12 protein-coding genes are annotated in these 14,529 nt (G+C 71.8%); 6 read left to right on the top strand and 6 right to left on the bottom strand.

Features of this window, described 5'->3' with window-relative positions:
* Nucleotides 1–58: 58 nt before the first annotated feature.
* Nucleotides 59–667 carry a TetR/AcrR family transcriptional regulator gene (locus tag ACYVOM_RS27940; protein WP_460306499.1) on the bottom strand — a complete coding sequence of 203 codons (609 nt, stop codon included), beginning with the start codon at nt 665–667 and terminating at the stop codon, nt 59–61.
* A 275-nt stretch (nt 668–942) separates the two neighbouring features.
* Here ACYVOM_RS27940 and ACYVOM_RS27935 point away from each other — a divergent pair, with 275 nt between their 5' ends.
* The 3 genes from ACYVOM_RS27935 to ACYVOM_RS27925 are packed head-to-tail and all read left to right on the top strand — an operon-like array spanning nt 943 to nt 2,851.
* A complete protein-coding gene (locus tag ACYVOM_RS27935) occupies nt 943–1,542 on the top strand; it encodes a DUF6230 family protein (protein WP_460306498.1) in 600 nt (199 codons plus the stop codon).
* The gene (locus tag ACYVOM_RS27930) at nt 1,529–1,975 is read left to right on the top strand and encodes a DUF6114 domain-containing protein (RefSeq protein ID WP_460306497.1); all 447 of its coding nucleotides are present in this window, start codon (nt 1,529–1,531) and stop codon (nt 1,973–1,975) included. Before ACYVOM_RS27935 ends, ACYVOM_RS27930 begins: the two co-directional genes overlap by 14 nt.
* Before the next feature lie 24 nt (nt 1,976–1,999).
* Nucleotides 2,000–2,851 (top strand): hypothetical protein, encoded by an 852-nt coding sequence (locus tag ACYVOM_RS27925; RefSeq protein ID WP_460306496.1) that lies wholly within the window; start codon nt 2,000–2,002, stop codon nt 2,849–2,851.
* 6 nt (nt 2,852–2,857) lie between these two features.
* On the opposite strand, the gene ACYVOM_RS27920 is transcribed toward ACYVOM_RS27925, so the two are convergent.
* Genes ACYVOM_RS27920 through ACYVOM_RS27910 form a run of 3 tightly spaced genes read right to left on the bottom strand, consistent with a single transcriptional unit; the run spans nt 2,858 to nt 7,378 of the window.
* The gene (locus ACYVOM_RS27920) at nt 2,858–4,051 is read right to left on the bottom strand and encodes a serine/threonine-protein kinase (protein ID WP_460306495.1); all 1,194 of its coding nucleotides are present in this window, start codon (nt 4,049–4,051) and stop codon (nt 2,858–2,860) included.
* 44 nt (nt 4,052–4,095) lie between these two features.
* Nucleotides 4,096–5,706 carry a serine/threonine-protein kinase gene (locus tag ACYVOM_RS27915; protein ID WP_460306494.1) on the bottom strand — a complete coding sequence of 537 codons (1,611 nt, stop codon included), beginning with the start codon at nt 5,704–5,706 and terminating at the stop codon, nt 4,096–4,098.
* A gap of 28 nt (nt 5,707–5,734) precedes the next feature.
* Nucleotides 5,735–7,378, bottom strand: a complete 1,644-nt coding sequence (locus ACYVOM_RS27910) for a serine/threonine-protein kinase (RefSeq protein ID WP_460306493.1) — start codon at nt 7,376–7,378, stop codon at nt 5,735–5,737.
* 145 nt (nt 7,379–7,523) lie between these two features.
* Between ACYVOM_RS27910 and lysX the strand changes: the two genes are divergently transcribed.
* Nucleotides 7,524–10,730, top strand: coding sequence for a bifunctional lysylphosphatidylglycerol synthetase/lysine--tRNA ligase LysX (gene lysX, locus ACYVOM_RS27905; RefSeq protein WP_460306492.1), 3,207 nt, complete (start codon nt 7,524–7,526; stop codon nt 10,728–10,730).
* Here lysX and ACYVOM_RS27900 read toward each other — a convergent pair.
* Nucleotides 10,727–11,113: a DoxX family protein gene (locus tag ACYVOM_RS27900; protein ID WP_460306491.1), complete on the bottom strand. Its 387-nt coding sequence runs from the start codon at nt 11,111–11,113 to the stop codon at nt 10,727–10,729. The two genes, lysX and ACYVOM_RS27900, sit on opposite strands and share 4 nt — an antisense overlap.
* Before the next feature lie 67 nt (nt 11,114–11,180).
* Here ACYVOM_RS27900 and ACYVOM_RS27895 point away from each other — a divergent pair, with 67 nt between their 5' ends.
* Nucleotides 11,181–11,948, top strand: coding sequence for an SDR family oxidoreductase (locus ACYVOM_RS27895; RefSeq protein ID WP_460306490.1), 768 nt, complete (start codon nt 11,181–11,183; stop codon nt 11,946–11,948).
* Nucleotides 11,949–11,966: 18 nt separating this feature from the next.
* Complete coding sequence (locus ACYVOM_RS27890; protein WP_460306489.1) at nt 11,967–12,914, top strand: LLM class F420-dependent oxidoreductase; 948 nt, start codon at nt 11,967–11,969, stop codon at nt 12,912–12,914.
* A 45-nt stretch (nt 12,915–12,959) separates the two neighbouring features.
* Here the strand turns inward: ACYVOM_RS27890 and ACYVOM_RS27885 are convergent, their stop codons facing one another.
* Entirely contained in the window at nt 12,960–14,480 is a 1,521-nt protein-coding gene (locus tag ACYVOM_RS27885; RefSeq protein ID WP_460306488.1) for a serine/threonine-protein kinase, read from the bottom strand.
* Nucleotides 14,481–14,529: the final 49 nt, after the last annotated feature.

The raw sequence follows: 14,529 nt of genomic DNA, 5'->3' as shown, positions 1-14,529 counted from the left end.
GACAAAACAACCGGGCGGTTTGTCAGTCAGGTGATAAAAGAGGGGTCCGCGAGCCCGGTCAGAGCCCTCCCATGATCAGCTTCGCCGCGGTGCGGACCATGGAGCTCACCTCTTCGCGCGGGCGGGCCAGGGTGGTCAGACCGATGAGGGCCGACAGCACAAGGTGCCCGATCACCACCTCGACGTCCTCGACCGGGACCCCCGCCACCTCTTCGATCGCGTGGTCGGGGTCGATCGCACCGCCGAAGCGGTCGCGGATGTAGCGGAACAACTCGCCCCGCGCGTCGTCGACGCCGGAGTCCAGGGACGTGGCGGCCTGCACGATCGCCGAGGTCAGCTGGAGGTTGTCGGAGGCGATCGCGACCAGCGCCTCCAGCAGGGCGCTCAGCCGCTCGACGGGATCGCCGGCGGCCAGGGACCCGCCCACGTCCTCGATGACCCGGGCCCAGTCCGCGGCGACCTCGGTCAGCAGGTGGTCCTTGGACGAGAAGTACCGGTAGACCGTCGCCCTCGCGACGCCCGCGCGGTCGGCCACGTCGTGCATCGTCACCGCAGGGTAGCCGCCCTCGCTCGCCAGTTCGTGGGCGGCCTGGATCAGCCGTGCGCGCCGCAGCTGCTGTTCCTTGCTCAGAGTGCGCGTGACGGTGATCCGTACGTCGCCGGCCAAGGTGGCACCTCCACTTTTCCAAGAGCATCTTCGCGCACCGGGATCACGCCGTCACCCCCCGGGCCCGGTTTGCCCTTACGTGAGGCGAGTCAGAAGTGATTGGTCTAGACCATAGAGCCCGACCAGACTCCTCCGTGGACTGTTTTCGCTGATCAACATGCATGGAGGGACATCCACCCGGGTTGCCGCAAGTAAGTACTTAGGAGTAACTTGACGGTTGCCTGACGAAGTGTCAGGAATCACCCCGTTAAATCCCGAGTTTGGGGAACCCCCACATGAAGCATGCGGCAGCGTCCGAAACCGGACGGGTCAGCTGGAAGCGGTTCGGCCTGATGATGGTCCCGGCGGGCATCGTCGTCGGCGCGTTCGGTCTCGCCACGGCCTCCGGCGCCCTCGCGTCGTCCTTCGCCATCTCCGGCAGCAACTTCAAGGTCACCGCCGACAAGCTGGAAGGCGACGGCTTCGTCCAGTACGGCAGCACCGTCAAGCCGGCCGGCAAGGGCGACGTCCCCGTCGCGGTCTCCGGCATCAAGAGCGCGACGATCACCAACATGTGCCAGTCGGTCTCGCTCGGCCCGATCACGCTGCGCCTCACCGCAGGCGACGCCGGCACCCCGGTCAGCGCCTCCAACCTCGTCCTGGACATCTCCGAACTGTCCGGCGACGCGGTGTTCTCGGACATGGAGATCGGCCGGGACGCCTCCACCCTCGACAAGGCGGGCGACGTCCAGGGACCGGTGGGCATGTTCGGCCAGCAGGCCGACAAGGTGACCATCACCGGCCTCGACCAGACCGCGTGGGCGACCACCGCGGGCACGTTCAAGCTCCCGAACCTGCACCTGGGCTTCGGCGGAAGCGGCGATGTCTGCAAGTAGCGCCCTCCCCGCGCTCGCCGGTTTCCGGCAGTGGCGGCGGACACGCCCCTTCTGGGGTGGCGTGTTCGCCGTCCTCGCGGGCCTCGAACTCATCTCGGTCCCCTTCGCGCCACTGGCCGTCAGCATCCACCAGGGCATGCCCGGGGTCTCGTCCTGGCTGGTCGGCGTCCTGCTCATCGCGAGCGGCGTGCTGGCCTGGGCCCATCCGGTCCAGCGGCACTTCTACGGCATCGTCGCGATGCTCGCCGCGCTGGCCTCCTTCCCCACCTCCAACCTCGGCGGGTTCCTCCTCGGCCTGCTGCTGGGCGTCGTCGGCGCGGGCATGGTCTTCGCCTGGACGCCGGGCGCCGTCCCCGAACGCGCCCGCGCCCGCGCCCGCGCCCGCGCCCGCGCCCGCGCCCGCGACGAGATCGTCCCCGACCTCGTCTCCTGACCGACGTCCTTAGGAAGCCTCCCCGTGCGCGCCAAGCCCCTGGCCCTGACCCTGCTCCCGCCGCTCCTCGCCGTCCTCTGCGCCGCCCCCGCCCTCGCGGAGGAGACGCCGGAGACGGCGGTCCCCGGGACGGCCGCCTCCCCCGCGGCCTCTCCCACGGCGGAGGCGGAGCCGTCCTCCCCGGCTCCGTCTCCGTCGCCCTCCGCGGAGACGCCCGCGCCGTCCGCCACCGAGGCCTCGCCTTCACCGGAGGCGTCCGAGCCCGCCGCCACCGCGAGCGAAGACACCGCGAGTGAAGGCGCTGCGGACGAGGCGGCGGATGCGGCGACCGCGCAGGACGAGGAGCAGAAGGCCGAGGAGCAGAAGGCCGACTGCCCGGAGATCCCGCAAGACGCCTCCGCCGTCACCCAGGCGGAGGCGGCGGCCTTCTACAAGGCGTGGAAGGCGGCGGACTGCACCGCCCCCGCGGCCAAGGCCGCGTCCGCGGATCCCTTCACGACCTACACCGAGGACGTCACCCTCACCGCGGACTCCCTCACCCAGACGGGCCTGTCCTACGACGGCGTCGTCACCCTCCCGACGTCCACCGGCTCGAAGCGGCTGCTGAAGTTCTCGATGAAGACCGCGACGCTGAAGGGCCTGAGCCAGACGGCCGGGGGCATGACGCTCGGCGCGACCGAGTTCGGTTTCTCCGGCTCCGTCGTCATGTACGCCGCGAGCATCACCGGGAAGGCGTTCGGCGCGCTGCCGATGACGCTCACGCCGGATTCCCCGCCCCCGCTGGTCCTGCCCGTGATGATGTTCACCGACGTCACCGTCACCGGGACCGCGGTCACCGCGACGACGGTCGACGTGACCGGCCTCACCCAGCGCTGACGGCCGTCAGCGCAGCAGCAGGACCGCCACCACGATCGCGACCACCACGACCAGCGCGGAGAGCGCGATGACGATCGTGTGGCGCGTCGCCGGGCCTCCGGAAGGCGGCGGGCCGTGTGAGTGGGACTGGTAGGGCTGCGGGGCGTACCCGTACGGCGGCGGCGGTTGCGGCGGCGGCACCTGCGCCTGCTGGTCCAGCGACCAGCCTGGCGGCTCCAGCATCGTCATCGCCTCCGGCTCCGGCTGCTGCCAGGACGACTGCGGGACGCGCCTCGGCCGGACGGTGGGGTCCAGCACCGTCTCCAGCGCGGAGTCCCTGGCGCGCGGGGTGTCCAGCACCGTCTCGTCGAACTGCGTGGGCATCGGATTGGGCCGGGACGTAGACACGTCCGACAGCAGCGGCAGCGCCTGCTCACCGGTCATCCGCGCGGAGGGCTCGCGGGTGAGCAGCCCCTCAAGGACGCGGGTCAGACGGCCCGCGTTGCGCGGCCGCGGAACGGGCTCCGAAAGGGCGGCCGACAAGGCGGCCATCGCGTCCGGCCGCTCGTACGGCGCATAGCCCTCGACCGCGGCGAACAGCGTCGCGCCCAGGGACCACAGGTCGGACGCCGCGGTGGCCCGCTCGCCTTGCACCCGCTCCGGCGGGATGTAAGCGGGCGACCCCATCACCAGGCCCGTCTGGGTGAGCGTGACGTCGCCCTCCATCTGCGCGATGCCGAAGTCGGTGAGGACGACGCGCGCCGGGACGCCGTCGGTGATGAGGATGTTCGAGGGCTTCACGTCGCGGTGCAGGATGCCGCGGGCGTGCGCGGCGCGCAGCGCTTCGAGGACCTGGACACCGATCTCGGCGGCCCGGTGCGGCTCGATCGTCCGCTCGGTGTCGAGGATGTCCTGGAGCGAGGGCGCGGGCACCAGCTCCATGACGATCCAGGGCCGGCCCTCCTCCTCCACCACGTCGTGCACGGTGACCACGTTCGGGTGGTTGAGCCGGGCGGAGGCCTTGGCCTCGCGGAGGGTGCGCTGCTTGAGGATCTCCTTCTCGCGGTGGCTGAGCCCCGGACCGAAAGTGACCTCCTTGACCGCGATGTCGCGGTCGAGCATGGTGTCGCGGGCGCGCCACACCGCGCCCATGCCGCCCCTGCCGATCTCGCCGAGCAGCCTGTACCGGCCGCCGAGCAACCGCCCCGAACCCTGTTCCATAACGCGCCTCTCCCCGGGCTCTGGAGAACAGGCTCACCACCATCTCATGAAGCACACGAATTCAGAATATTCAGGGCGGTGGTCCTGTTCTTCCCCCAGTTCTTGCCCGGGAAGACCGCGAACAGCGCGAGGTGGTCGCCGTTCTCCTCGACCGACCGGCGGTTGACCGCGCGCCACCACTTGCCGTTCCGCTTGAACCTGTGCCACACCTCGGTCGTGGGCGAGCCGTTCAGCGGCTCGGTCTCGATCCGCGTCTGCTTGTACTCCTCGAAATGGTCCCCGTAGCCCTCGAACGACGCGCTCGGCGTCGAGATCTTGCCGCCCTCCGACCAGTCCCGAAGGTCGAGCTGCACGTAGGCGCCCGTGTCCGGGTCGGTCCAGGTCGCGAACTGCCGCTGCGCGTCGTACTGGGTCCGCTCCCAGTCCTTGGGGACGGTGATGCTGTACCCGAGGGCCTCCCACGTCCGCTCCGTTCCGAAGACCCGGTCCCGGAACACGTAGACGGAGCCCGCGGCCACCACCGCGAGGACCACGGCCAAGGCGGCGTAGACCGGCCAGGCCGTCCTCCGCGAGGTCCGGGGCCGATCGGGGCCCGGACCCGCTGCCCTCGGCGAGGGCGTCTCGCTGTACGCGGGCCGGGTCTCGGCGGGCCGAGGAGCCGGCACCGAGGGCACGGACGGGGCGCGGGGCGGAGGCGCGGGGCGGGAGGCCGCCCTCGCGGGATCCGGCGTGGTGGCGAGCGAGGGGGCGAGCGGCCTGAACAGCGACTCATAGGTGTCGCCGCTGCGCTGCGCCTCCGGCACATGCCTCGGCGCCGGCGTCAGCGGGACCGCCTTGGCCTCGGCGTGCGCGCGGTGCAGCATCTCGGCGGCCGTCGCGCCGTCCAGCCTCTCCTCGGGCTCCTTCTCCAGCAGCCCCTTGATGACCCGGGCGAGCGGCCCAGCACGGGACGGCTCGGGCAGCGGCTCCATCATCACCGCGGCAAGAGTGGACAGCACTTCGGGGCGCTCGTACGGCGGCGTGCCTTCGCACGCCGCGTACAGCATCATGCCCAGCGCCCAGAGATCGGACGCCGGACCCGGCTTCAGCCCTTGGGCCCGCTCCGGCGACAGGTAGGCGGGCGAGCCCATGACGATGCCCGTCTGGGTGAGGGTCGCGTCGCCTTCGAGCTGGGCCACGCCGAAGTCGGTGAGGATCACCCGGTCGTCGGAGAGCATGACGTTCGCGGGCTTCACGTCACGGTGCAGGATGCCCGCGGCGTGCGCGGCCCGCAGCGCGCCCAGCACCTGCTTGCCGATCTCGGCGACGCGGTCGACCGGCAGCGGCCCGCTGGAGTCCAGCGAGTCCTGGAGGGTGCGCGCCCGCACGTACTCCATGACGATCCAGGGCGCCCCGTCCTCCTCCACGACGTCGTGGACGACGACGATGCCCGGATGGCTCAGCCGGGCCGCGGCGCGCGCCTCGCGCAGCAGCCGCTTGTAGAGGACCTCGCGTGCGTGGTCTTCGAGACCGCGCGGCGCGATGACCTCCTTGACCGCGACGTCCCGGCCGAGGACCTCGTCCTTGGCGAGCCACACGGTGCCCATGCCACCCCGGCCCAGCACCGAGTCCAGGCGGTACCGCCCCGCCAGCACCCTTCCCTCGCCCTGCGTCATCCGGCGGTCCCCATCGTCGGCGGTTGTGTCATTTGCCCTTGAAGCTCGCATACAGCGGCTGGAGCTTCCGCATCGTCTCGTCCCAGCTGTCGCTCGGCGCCATCACGAGGATGGCGTAGCCCATGTCGCCCATGATGAAGCCCCTGTTCAGCGCCCGCATCGGGCCGCCCGCGTTGCCGGTGAAGGTGAACTCCCAGTCCGACGACTTGACGCCGTCGGAGCTGGGGACGGGCAGGCCGTCGCCGGTCGGCCTGATGTCCTTCAGCGCATAGCCCGTGAAGCCCGCCTTGGCGTTCGGCTCCTGGTCCTTCCAGTCCTGGATCGCGCTGCGACCCGGGCTGGAGGTCTGCCCGATCTGCACGCGGACGCCGCCGTCGCCGTCGTAGAAGTGGTTCTCGGCGCTCTGCCGGTCGACCGGACCGAAGTCGTCGGGGACGAACATCGAGTAGCCGGACGGGTCCTCGACCAGGCGGTATCCGGCCGGAGGCGTCGTCGCGTCCGCGGTCGCGGAAGGACTCGGGGTCGACTGCTTCGTGGGCGTCTGGGAGGCGCTCGGGGCCGTCGAGGGGGTGTCCGTCGCCGCCGTGGTGGGCGTTGCGCCCGGCTTCTCGTCGTCCTTGAAGCTGTTCGCGAGCGCGATGCCGCCGACGATCATCACGGTGACCAGCACGATCGCGGCGACGATCAGCGCCGTCGTGCGGTTGCCCGTTGACCGGACGGCGGTGGTGGAGGCGCCGAGCAGGCCGACGCCGGTGTCCGGGACGGGCTGGGCGGTGGTCGGCGCCGGGTCCGCGACGGGCTCGGCGCGCAGCGCGACCGGCCGCTCGTACTCGCCGCTGATCCTGCCGTCGCGGGCGATCTCGTCGAGCATCCGGCCCGCCTCGTGCGCGGTGAGCCTGGTGTCGGGGTCCTTGTCGAGCAGGCCCTCGATGACCCGGCCGAGCGGCCCCGACTTCTCCGACGGGGCGGGATCGTCGGTGATGATCGCGATGAGGGAGGCCATCGGCTCCGGCCGCTCGTAAGGCGACTTGCCTTCGACCATCGCGTAAAGGGTGATGCCCAGCGACCAGAGGTCCGAGGCCGGACCGGCGACCTTGCCGCGCGCGCGCTCGGGCGCGATGTAGGCGGGCGAGCCCATGACGAGGCCGGTGGCGGTGAGCGTGGCGTCGCCGGTGGAGGTGGCGATGCCGAAGTCGGTGAGGACCGCGCGGTCGCCCGCGGCCAGCAGCACGTTGGACGGCTTGACGTCCCGGTGCAGGATGCCCGCCTCGTGCGCGGCGTGCAGCGCGCTGATCATCTGACCGCCGATCTTGGCGGCCCTGCGGTAGTCGAGGGTGCCCTGGCCCTTGATCACCCGGTCGAGGGAGTCGGCCTTGATCAGCTCCATGACGATCCAGGGCCTGCCGTCCTCCTCGACCACGTCGTAGACGGTGACGACGCCCGGGTGGGCGAGCCGGGCGGCGGTCCGCGCCTCGCGGAAGGTCCTGCGGTGCTGGAGGTCGCGCTCCTCGTCGGTCAGACCGTGCGGAAGGATGACCTCCTTGACCGCGACGTCCCGGCCGAGCACCTCGTCGAAGGCCTGCCACACCGTGCCCATGCCGCCCCTGCCGACCTGCGTGTGCAACCGGTATCGACGTGCCAGCATCCGGTCACTCGGGGTCTCGTTCGGCATAGAAGCGACCATATCCAGGTTCGAAGGTGCATTTTGGCGGCGTCCCGACCAGGAACACGCTCTGGTTGCGTTAGACGGCCGGAAGTCGGTGGATGTTCGTGCGATGTCACGGACGGATTGGGTACGGCTCCCCCTCGGGGGAAAGATGCGGAGCGCACTGGATCACTGGCGGACCGTCGCGCCAAGCATAGTGTTCTGGTATGTCCGCCTGTCGGGTTTCCTGTCCATAATCGCGTGGATTTCCTCGGATTCGATCCAGGATCTGCTGGGCATCTGGGCGCTGCGCTGGCTGGTACTTCTCGGTTGGGCTCCCAGTCTCCCCTACGGTCTCGCCCTCGTCCTCCTGTCCTACGGCATCCGCAGACGGAAGAAGGCCGCGTGGCGGATCGTCTGCGTGATGTTCGGCGCGGTCTTCCTGCTCTCCGTCGTCGCCGCCCTCGACCCCACGGGACGCACGGGCAACGCCGTCCTCGCCCTGGCCACCGGACTCGTCTTCGCCGGGCTCCTCGCCGCCCGAGAGACCTTCGACACCCTTCCTGACCGGGCCAATCGGCGTCTCGCCCTGCTCGTCTTCTCCGGATTCCTCGTCGTCGGCGTCATCGCGGGCAGCCTTCTGGTCGCCGCCACGGACACCGACCACACCGGCGGATGGTGGACCCACGTCGTCTACGCCGTCTCCCAGTCCACCTTCGGCGCCGCCGTCACCGGCCACCTTGTCGGCGTCCAGGTGCCCTCATGGGTGGACGGGATCCTGGGCGTCCTCGGCGGCGGCCTCCTTGTCCTTACCGTCTGGGCGTTGTTCAAGCCACCTCGCGGAGAGGCGGTTCTCACCCCCGAGGAAGAGCTGACCGCCCGCAGGCTCCTCGCGGAGCACGGGGAGGAGGACTCCCTCGGGTACTTCGCCCTGCGCCGGGACAAGGACGTGTGCGCCGCTCCCCAAGGCACGGCCGCCGTCTCCTACCGGGTGGTGGGCGCCGTCTGCCTGGCCAGCGGAGACCCCCTCGGCGACCCCGACCACTGGGACGCCGCCATCGCGTCCTGGCTCGCCATGTGCCGGGCGCACGCCTGGATCCCCGGCGTCCTCAGCGCGGGCAGGCGCGCGGCCGGCGCCTACGCCCGGCACGGCCTGCGCGCCCTGCAACTCGGCGACGAGGCGGTCCTCGACCCCGCGTCCTTCCGGCTGACCGGCCACGAGATGCGGCAGGTCCGCCAGGCTGTCCGGCGGGTGCGGCGGGCCGGCTACACCGTCCGCGTGCGGCGGCACGCGCAGATCGACCCCGCCGAGATGGCCTCCCTCGCCGCGGACGCCGACCGCTGGCGCGAAGGCGCGACCGAGCGGGGGTTCTCCATGGCCCTCGGCCGACTCGGCGACCGCGCCGACGGCCGGTGCGTCATGGTCGAGGCCTTCGACCATGACGGGACGCGCCGGGGCCTGCTCAGCTTCGTCCCGTGGGGCCGCACCGGCCTGTCCCTCGACCTCATGCGCAGGGACAGGACCGCCCACAACGGGCTCACCGAGTACATGGTGGCGACGCTCGCGGCCGAAGCGCCTGCGCTGGGCGTCCGGCGGATCTCCCTCAACTTCGCCGTCCTGCGCGCCTTCTTCGAGCAGGGCGGCGAGCTCGGAGCGGGCCCCGTACTGCGGCTCGGCTACTGGGTGCTGTCCTTCGCGTCGCGCTTCTGGCAGCTCGAATCGCTGTACCAGTCCAACGCCAAGTACCGGCCGGAGTGGGTGCCCCGTTACCTGTGCTTCGCCACATCGCGCGACGTCGTCCGGATCGGCCTGGCCGCCGCGCGGGCCGAAGGGTTCCTGCCCACCCTTCGCAAGCCGCCCCTCGCCGTCGCCGCGGCGTCGCCCGAACTGCTGGCCGCCATTGGGGAGGTCGAGGAGGCCGCCGAAGCCGCGCGCGCCCCTTCGCGCAAACTGACCGACGAGGAGGAGGCGCGCCACAGCAAGCTCGCCGAAGCGCGCGCGCTGGGCATCGAGCCCTACGCCCGCGCATACGGGCGCTCCCACACAGCGCACACCCTGCACGGTCTCTTCGCCGGGCTGGAACCCGGATCGCGCACCGGCGCCGTCTCCGAGGTCGCGGGCCGGGTCGTGCGGCTGCGCGGGCACGGCGGCCTGTGCTTCGCCGACCTCGGCGACGAGACCGGGCACATCCAGGTGCTGCTCACCGCCGCGCTGCCGTCCTATGCCGCCTGGAAGGCGCTCATCGGCCGCGGGGACCGCGTCCAGGTCCGGGGCGAGGTGGTCTGCTCGGACACCGGCGAGCTGACCGTTGAGGCGTCCTCGTGGACGCTCCTCGCCAAATGCCTGCGCCCGGCGGCGCGCACGCCGAAGGCGGGACGGCGCGGGCCGACCGCGGACCTCGGCCTCCTGCGGACGCGGGCCGCCGCGGTCGGCGCGGTCCGCGACGCGCTGCGCGCCCGCGGCTTCCTCGAAGTCGAGACGCCGCTCCTGCACCCCGTGCACGGCGGCGCCGCGGCCCGTCCCTTCCGGACCCGGCTGGACGCCCGCGACCTGCCGCTGTACCTGCGGATCGCACCGGAGCCGTACCTGAAGCGGCTGCTCGCCGGGGGCGCGGGCCCGGTCTTCGAAATCGGCCGCTGCTTCCGCAACGAGGGGCTGTCCGCCCGGCACAGCCCGGAGTTCACGATGCTGGAGGCCTACGAGCCCGGCGGCACCTACGACACGATGGCCGACCTCGTCCGGCACCTCGTCGCCGACGCGGCAAGGGCCGCGCTCGGCACTGCCGTGCTGGACCGTCCCGGCCTGTCCTGCGACCTCGCCGCGCCGTGGCCGACGCTGACGGTGCACGGCGCGGTCTCCGCAGCGCTCGGCGAGGAGATCGACCCGGAGACCCCGGCGGCCGTCCTCCTCGCCCACGCCGCCGCCCGCGGGATGCCCGCCGACCCCGGCTGGAGCGCGGGCAGGCTCGTCGTGGAACTGTTCGAGCACCTCGTGGAGCGCACCCTCGCCGCGCCGACCTTCGTCCGCGACTTCCCCGCCGAGACCGCGCCGCTGGCCCGCCCGCACGCCCGGGACCCGCGCCTCGCCGAGAAATGGGATCTCATCGTCTGCGGCATGGAACTGGGCACCGCGTTCTCCGAACTGGTCGACCCGGTGCTCCAGCGCGTCCGGCTCACCGAGCAGTCCCTGCTGGCCGCGGGCGGCGACCCGGAGGCGATGGACCTGGATGAGGCGTTCCTGCGGGCCCTCGAATACGGGATGCCTCCCTCAGGCGGCCTCGGCCTCGGCGTCGACCGACTGATCATGGTGCTCACCGGCCGCCCCATCCGCGACGTCCTGGCCTTCCCCCTGCCGGGCCGCGTACGCGAGCCGTCTTAGGCGTCGGCCTTGCGAGCCACCCAGAGCGCCCACAGCACGAGGGGGATCTGAAGCGGCAGCCTGGCCAGCGCGATGAGGCGCAGAGGCCGCGGCTTGTCCTTCCAGTCGCGGGCCATCCGCGCGTTCGCGGGGAAGACCGCGGCGAACAGTCCTGCCGCCGCGAGCCCGCCCAGACGACGGGTGCTCGGAAGGGCCACCGCGGCGGCGACGGCGATCTCGGCGATGCCGCTGAGGTGCGTCCAGGAGCGCGGTGTGCCGGGCAGGCCCCTGGGGATGATCCCGTCGAACGGCCTGGGCATGAGGAAGTGCAGCACCCCCGCGACGGCGAGCAGCGCGCTCAGCCGGAGCGCCGGAGCCTGGGAGCGGTCGGCGGTCTCTGTCATGGGGGCAAACTAACCCATGAGTCACTTACTCGGTAGAGTGCGCCGGAACGACATTCGGGAGGGCGGCATGCGGACGGGACTCGAAGGCAAGACTGCGCTGGTGACGGGCGCGTCGCGCGGCATCGGGAAGGCGATCGCCTTCGCGCTGGCCGAGGAGGGCGCCAACGTGGTGCTCACCTCGCGCAGGCAGGAGGCGCTCGACGAGGTGGCCGCCGAGATCAAGGCGGCGCACCCCGGCGCGGGCATCCTCGCCAAGGCCGCGCACGTCGGCGACGAGGCCGCGGCCGCCGCCGCGATCGACACCGCCATCGGCGCCTTCGGCGGCCTCGACGTCCTGGTCAACAACGCCGGGACCAGCCCCCACTTCGGCCCGCTGGTCGACATCGACGCCGGCCGCGCGGCCAAGACCGTCGAGATCAACCAGTTCGGGGTCGTCCTGTGGACCCAGCTGGCCTGGAAGGCCGCGATGGAGCGAAGCGGCGGCACGGTCATCAACATCGCCAGCATCGGCGGCATGGTGACCGAGCACAACATCGGCTACTACAACGCCACCAAAGCCGCAGTCATCCACCTCACCCGGCAGTTCGCCGTGGAACTCTCGCCCAAGGTGCGGGTCAACGCGATCGCACCGGGCCTGGTGAAGACCAAGCTCGCCTCGGGCCTGTGGGAAGGCAACGAGGAGGCCATCGCCAAGGCCCTTCCGCTCGGCCGCCTCGGCGTGCCCGAGGACATCGCGGGCGCCGCGGTGTTCCTCGCCGGAGAATGCTCGTCCTGGATGACCGGCCAGACCATGGTCGTCGACGGCGGCTCGGTGATCCGCCCGGCGATCGCCTGACCCTCTCAAGGAGTTCGCATGAACTGGGGACTGACCATTCCGCTGCCCGGCGTCAAGCTCGCCGACCACCGGGCGCTCGTTGAGGAACTGCCCGCCCTCGGCTACACCGACGTCTGGTCGGCCGAGACCAACGGCAATGACGGCTTCACCCCGCTCGCGCTGGCGTCCCAGTGGGCGCCGAGCCTGCGGCTCGGCCCGGCGATCGTGCCGGTCTACACGCGCGGCCCCGCGCTGCTGGCCCAGCAGGCCGCCACCCTCGCCGACCTGGCCCCCGGCCGGTTCGTCCTGGGCATCGGCACGTCGAGCGACACCATCGTCGAACGCTGGAACGGCATCCCGTTCACCGAGCCGTTCGCCCGCGTCCGCGACACGCTGCGCTTCCTGCGCCGCGCCCTCGCCGGCGAGAAGGTGACCGACGAGGCGCTCGGCGTGAAGGGCTTCAAGCTGGAGGCCGCGCCCGAGACCGCCCCGCAGATCGCGCTCGCCGCGCTGCGCCCCGGCATGCTGCGGCTGGCCGCCCGTGAGGCCGACGCCGCCATCACCAACTGGCTTTCGGCCGACGACGTGCGCACCGTCCGCGCGGCGTTCCACCCCGACAAGGAGCTCCTCGCGCGCCTGTTCGTCGTCCCGACCTCGGACGCCGAGGAGGCCCGTCGTCTGGGCCGCTGGATGATCACGTCGTACCTGAACGTGCCCGTCTACCGCGCGTTCCACGAATGGCTCGGCCGGGGCGAGGCCCTGAACCCGATGTTCGAGGCGTGGGCCTCGGGCGACCGCCAAGGCGCGCTCAAGGCCATCCCGGACGAGGTCGTCGACGACCTGATCATCCACGGCTCCCCGGAGGCCTGCCGCGAACGCGTCGAGGCCTACGTCTCGGCCGGCCTCACCACGCCCATCCTCATGCTGCTCCCCAACTCCCAGCTCAACGGCTTCGACGCCGTCCGAGCCCTGTCCCCCAACGCCTGACACCCTTGCGCCCGGCCCCTACCCGGGGGCCGGGCCCGGCACTTTTCAGACGTACACCTTCAGGGCTTCCCTGAGGACGGCTTCGGCACCGTCGACGCAGGCTTGCGCCTCATCCTCGGCCTCCCTCACGTAGGAGAGGCTGTAGGAAACGGTGAGGATGACGTTCCCGATCCGGGACACGACCCTGGCCGTCGTCGCTTTCGCCTCTCCCGCCTCCACGTACACGCGGACGTAGGCGGCATCGCCGATTCCCTGCCTGTCCTCCATGCGGAGCGTCAAGGTCCCCTTGTCCTCGGAGTCCATCTGAAGATCCTGCCCATAGGACCACTTGGCCGTCGCCACCGGGTCCACATCGCCGACGGCGCTCGCGATGCGCGCCTCCAGCCTGAGGAAGGGCGTCCCGGCCGAGGACGAGTAGGCGCACGAGCCCGCCCTCGGCCCGCCATGGCTCACCCTGGTCCCGTCCGCCACATAACCGAGGAACATCGCCTCGGGCACGTGATCGCAGGCCTCGCGCGGCAGGCCCTCCAAGACAGCGGACTTCGCCGTCGGGGTCTCGGCGGCCGTTTGCGTCTCTGCAGCCGTCGGAGCGGCGTCCGGGCCGAAGAACGGCTCCTTTTCCACGTCGGGGCCCAGGACGCGGGGCACGATGACGACGGCCAGCGCCGCTGCGGCCAGCCAGAGGGCGCGTCTGCGTCCACGCCGGACGGACGGACGCCTGCCCGGCGGGGAGGCGGTGGGACGGGGCACAGGTGTCGGTGTCTGTGTCGGTGTCGAAGGCCGGTCGCCGATAGGGCGATCGAGAAGCGTCACCAGTTTCCGTGCCGAAGGGCGGCCCTGCGGGTCGGGTGACAGAGCTGCGTCGACGGCTCCCCGCATCTCCCGCGGCATCTGCTCCGCCTCGTCGAGGAGCTTCCCCAAGGCATCGGGTGAGAGGTGCGACCAGTAGGCGCGGCGGCCGGTGGCGGCGAAGGCGACCGTGGCGCCCCAGGCGAAGACGTCCGCGGCGGTGCCGACCGAGCCGTCGGTGAGGAGTTCGGGGGACATGTAGGCGGGGGTTCCGGTGGCTCTGCCCGTGGTGGTGAACCGGCCGGCGTCGAGCGCGTGCGCGATGCCGAAGTCGATGACGACCGGCCGTCCTTCGGCCAGGATCACGTTCTCGGGCTTCAGGTCGCGGTGCACGCACCCTGCCGCGTGGATCACGACGAGCGCCTCGGCGAGCCCGTGCGCCAGCGCCCGCAGCGGCTCCCCGCCGAGCGGCCCCCGATCGTCCACGTACGCCCCCAGGGTCCCTCCCTGGACGTAGCGGGTCGCGAGGTAGACCGTCTCCCCGTCGCCGTCCGCAGCGACCAGCTCGGCGATGTAAGGGCTTTCCACGCGCCGCATCGTCTCGGCCTCGCGGCGCAGCCGCGCCCGCACGTCGGCCCGGCCCGCGTACTCCGGCCGCAGCACCTTGACGGCGAGGACGCGGCCGTCGCCGTCGCGGCAGAGGAAGACCTCGCCCATCCCTCCGGCACCGAGGCGCTCCAACGGACGATACGGGCCTATCCACTCAGGCAGCACCATGGCACCAGATCATGACATTCCGCGACCGCGCGGCCCATCCGTTCCTCCG

It is taken from the genome of Actinocorallia aurea, from assembly GCF_054783995.1.
Note: the sequence above shows the minus strand (reverse complement) of the source record. Positions and strands in the feature narration are given on the sequence as shown.

Excerpts from the sequence above, each read along its gene's own strand:
- ACYVOM_RS27935 (WP_460306498.1), top strand. The coding sequence starts at position 943 with ATGAAGCATGCGGCAGCGTCCGAAACCGGACGGGTCAGCTGGAAGCGG.
- ACYVOM_RS27930 (WP_460306497.1), top strand. The coding sequence starts at position 1,529 with ATGTCTGCAAGTAGCGCCCTCCCCGCGCTCGCCGGTTTCCGGCAGTGG.
- ACYVOM_RS27920 (WP_460306495.1), bottom strand. The coding sequence starts at position 4,051 with ATGGAACAGGGTTCGGGGCGGTTGCTCGGCGGCCGGTACAGGCTGCTC.
- ACYVOM_RS27915 (WP_460306494.1), bottom strand. The coding sequence starts at position 5,706 with ATGACGCAGGGCGAGGGAAGGGTGCTGGCGGGGCGGTACCGCCTGGAC.
- ACYVOM_RS27910 (WP_460306493.1), bottom strand. The coding sequence starts at position 7,378 with ATGCCGAACGAGACCCCGAGTGACCGGATGCTGGCACGTCGATACCGG.
- lysX (WP_460306492.1), top strand. The coding sequence starts at position 7,524 with ATGCGGAGCGCACTGGATCACTGGCGGACCGTCGCGCCAAGCATAGTG.
- ACYVOM_RS27900 (WP_460306491.1), bottom strand. The coding sequence starts at position 11,113 with ATGACAGAGACCGCCGACCGCTCCCAGGCTCCGGCGCTCCGGCTGAGC.
- ACYVOM_RS27895 (WP_460306490.1), top strand. The coding sequence starts at position 11,181 with ATGCGGACGGGACTCGAAGGCAAGACTGCGCTGGTGACGGGCGCGTCG.
- ACYVOM_RS27890 (WP_460306489.1), top strand. The coding sequence starts at position 11,967 with ATGAACTGGGGACTGACCATTCCGCTGCCCGGCGTCAAGCTCGCCGAC.
- ACYVOM_RS27885 (WP_460306488.1), bottom strand. The coding sequence starts at position 14,480 with ATGGTGCTGCCTGAGTGGATAGGCCCGTATCGTCCGTTGGAGCGCCTC.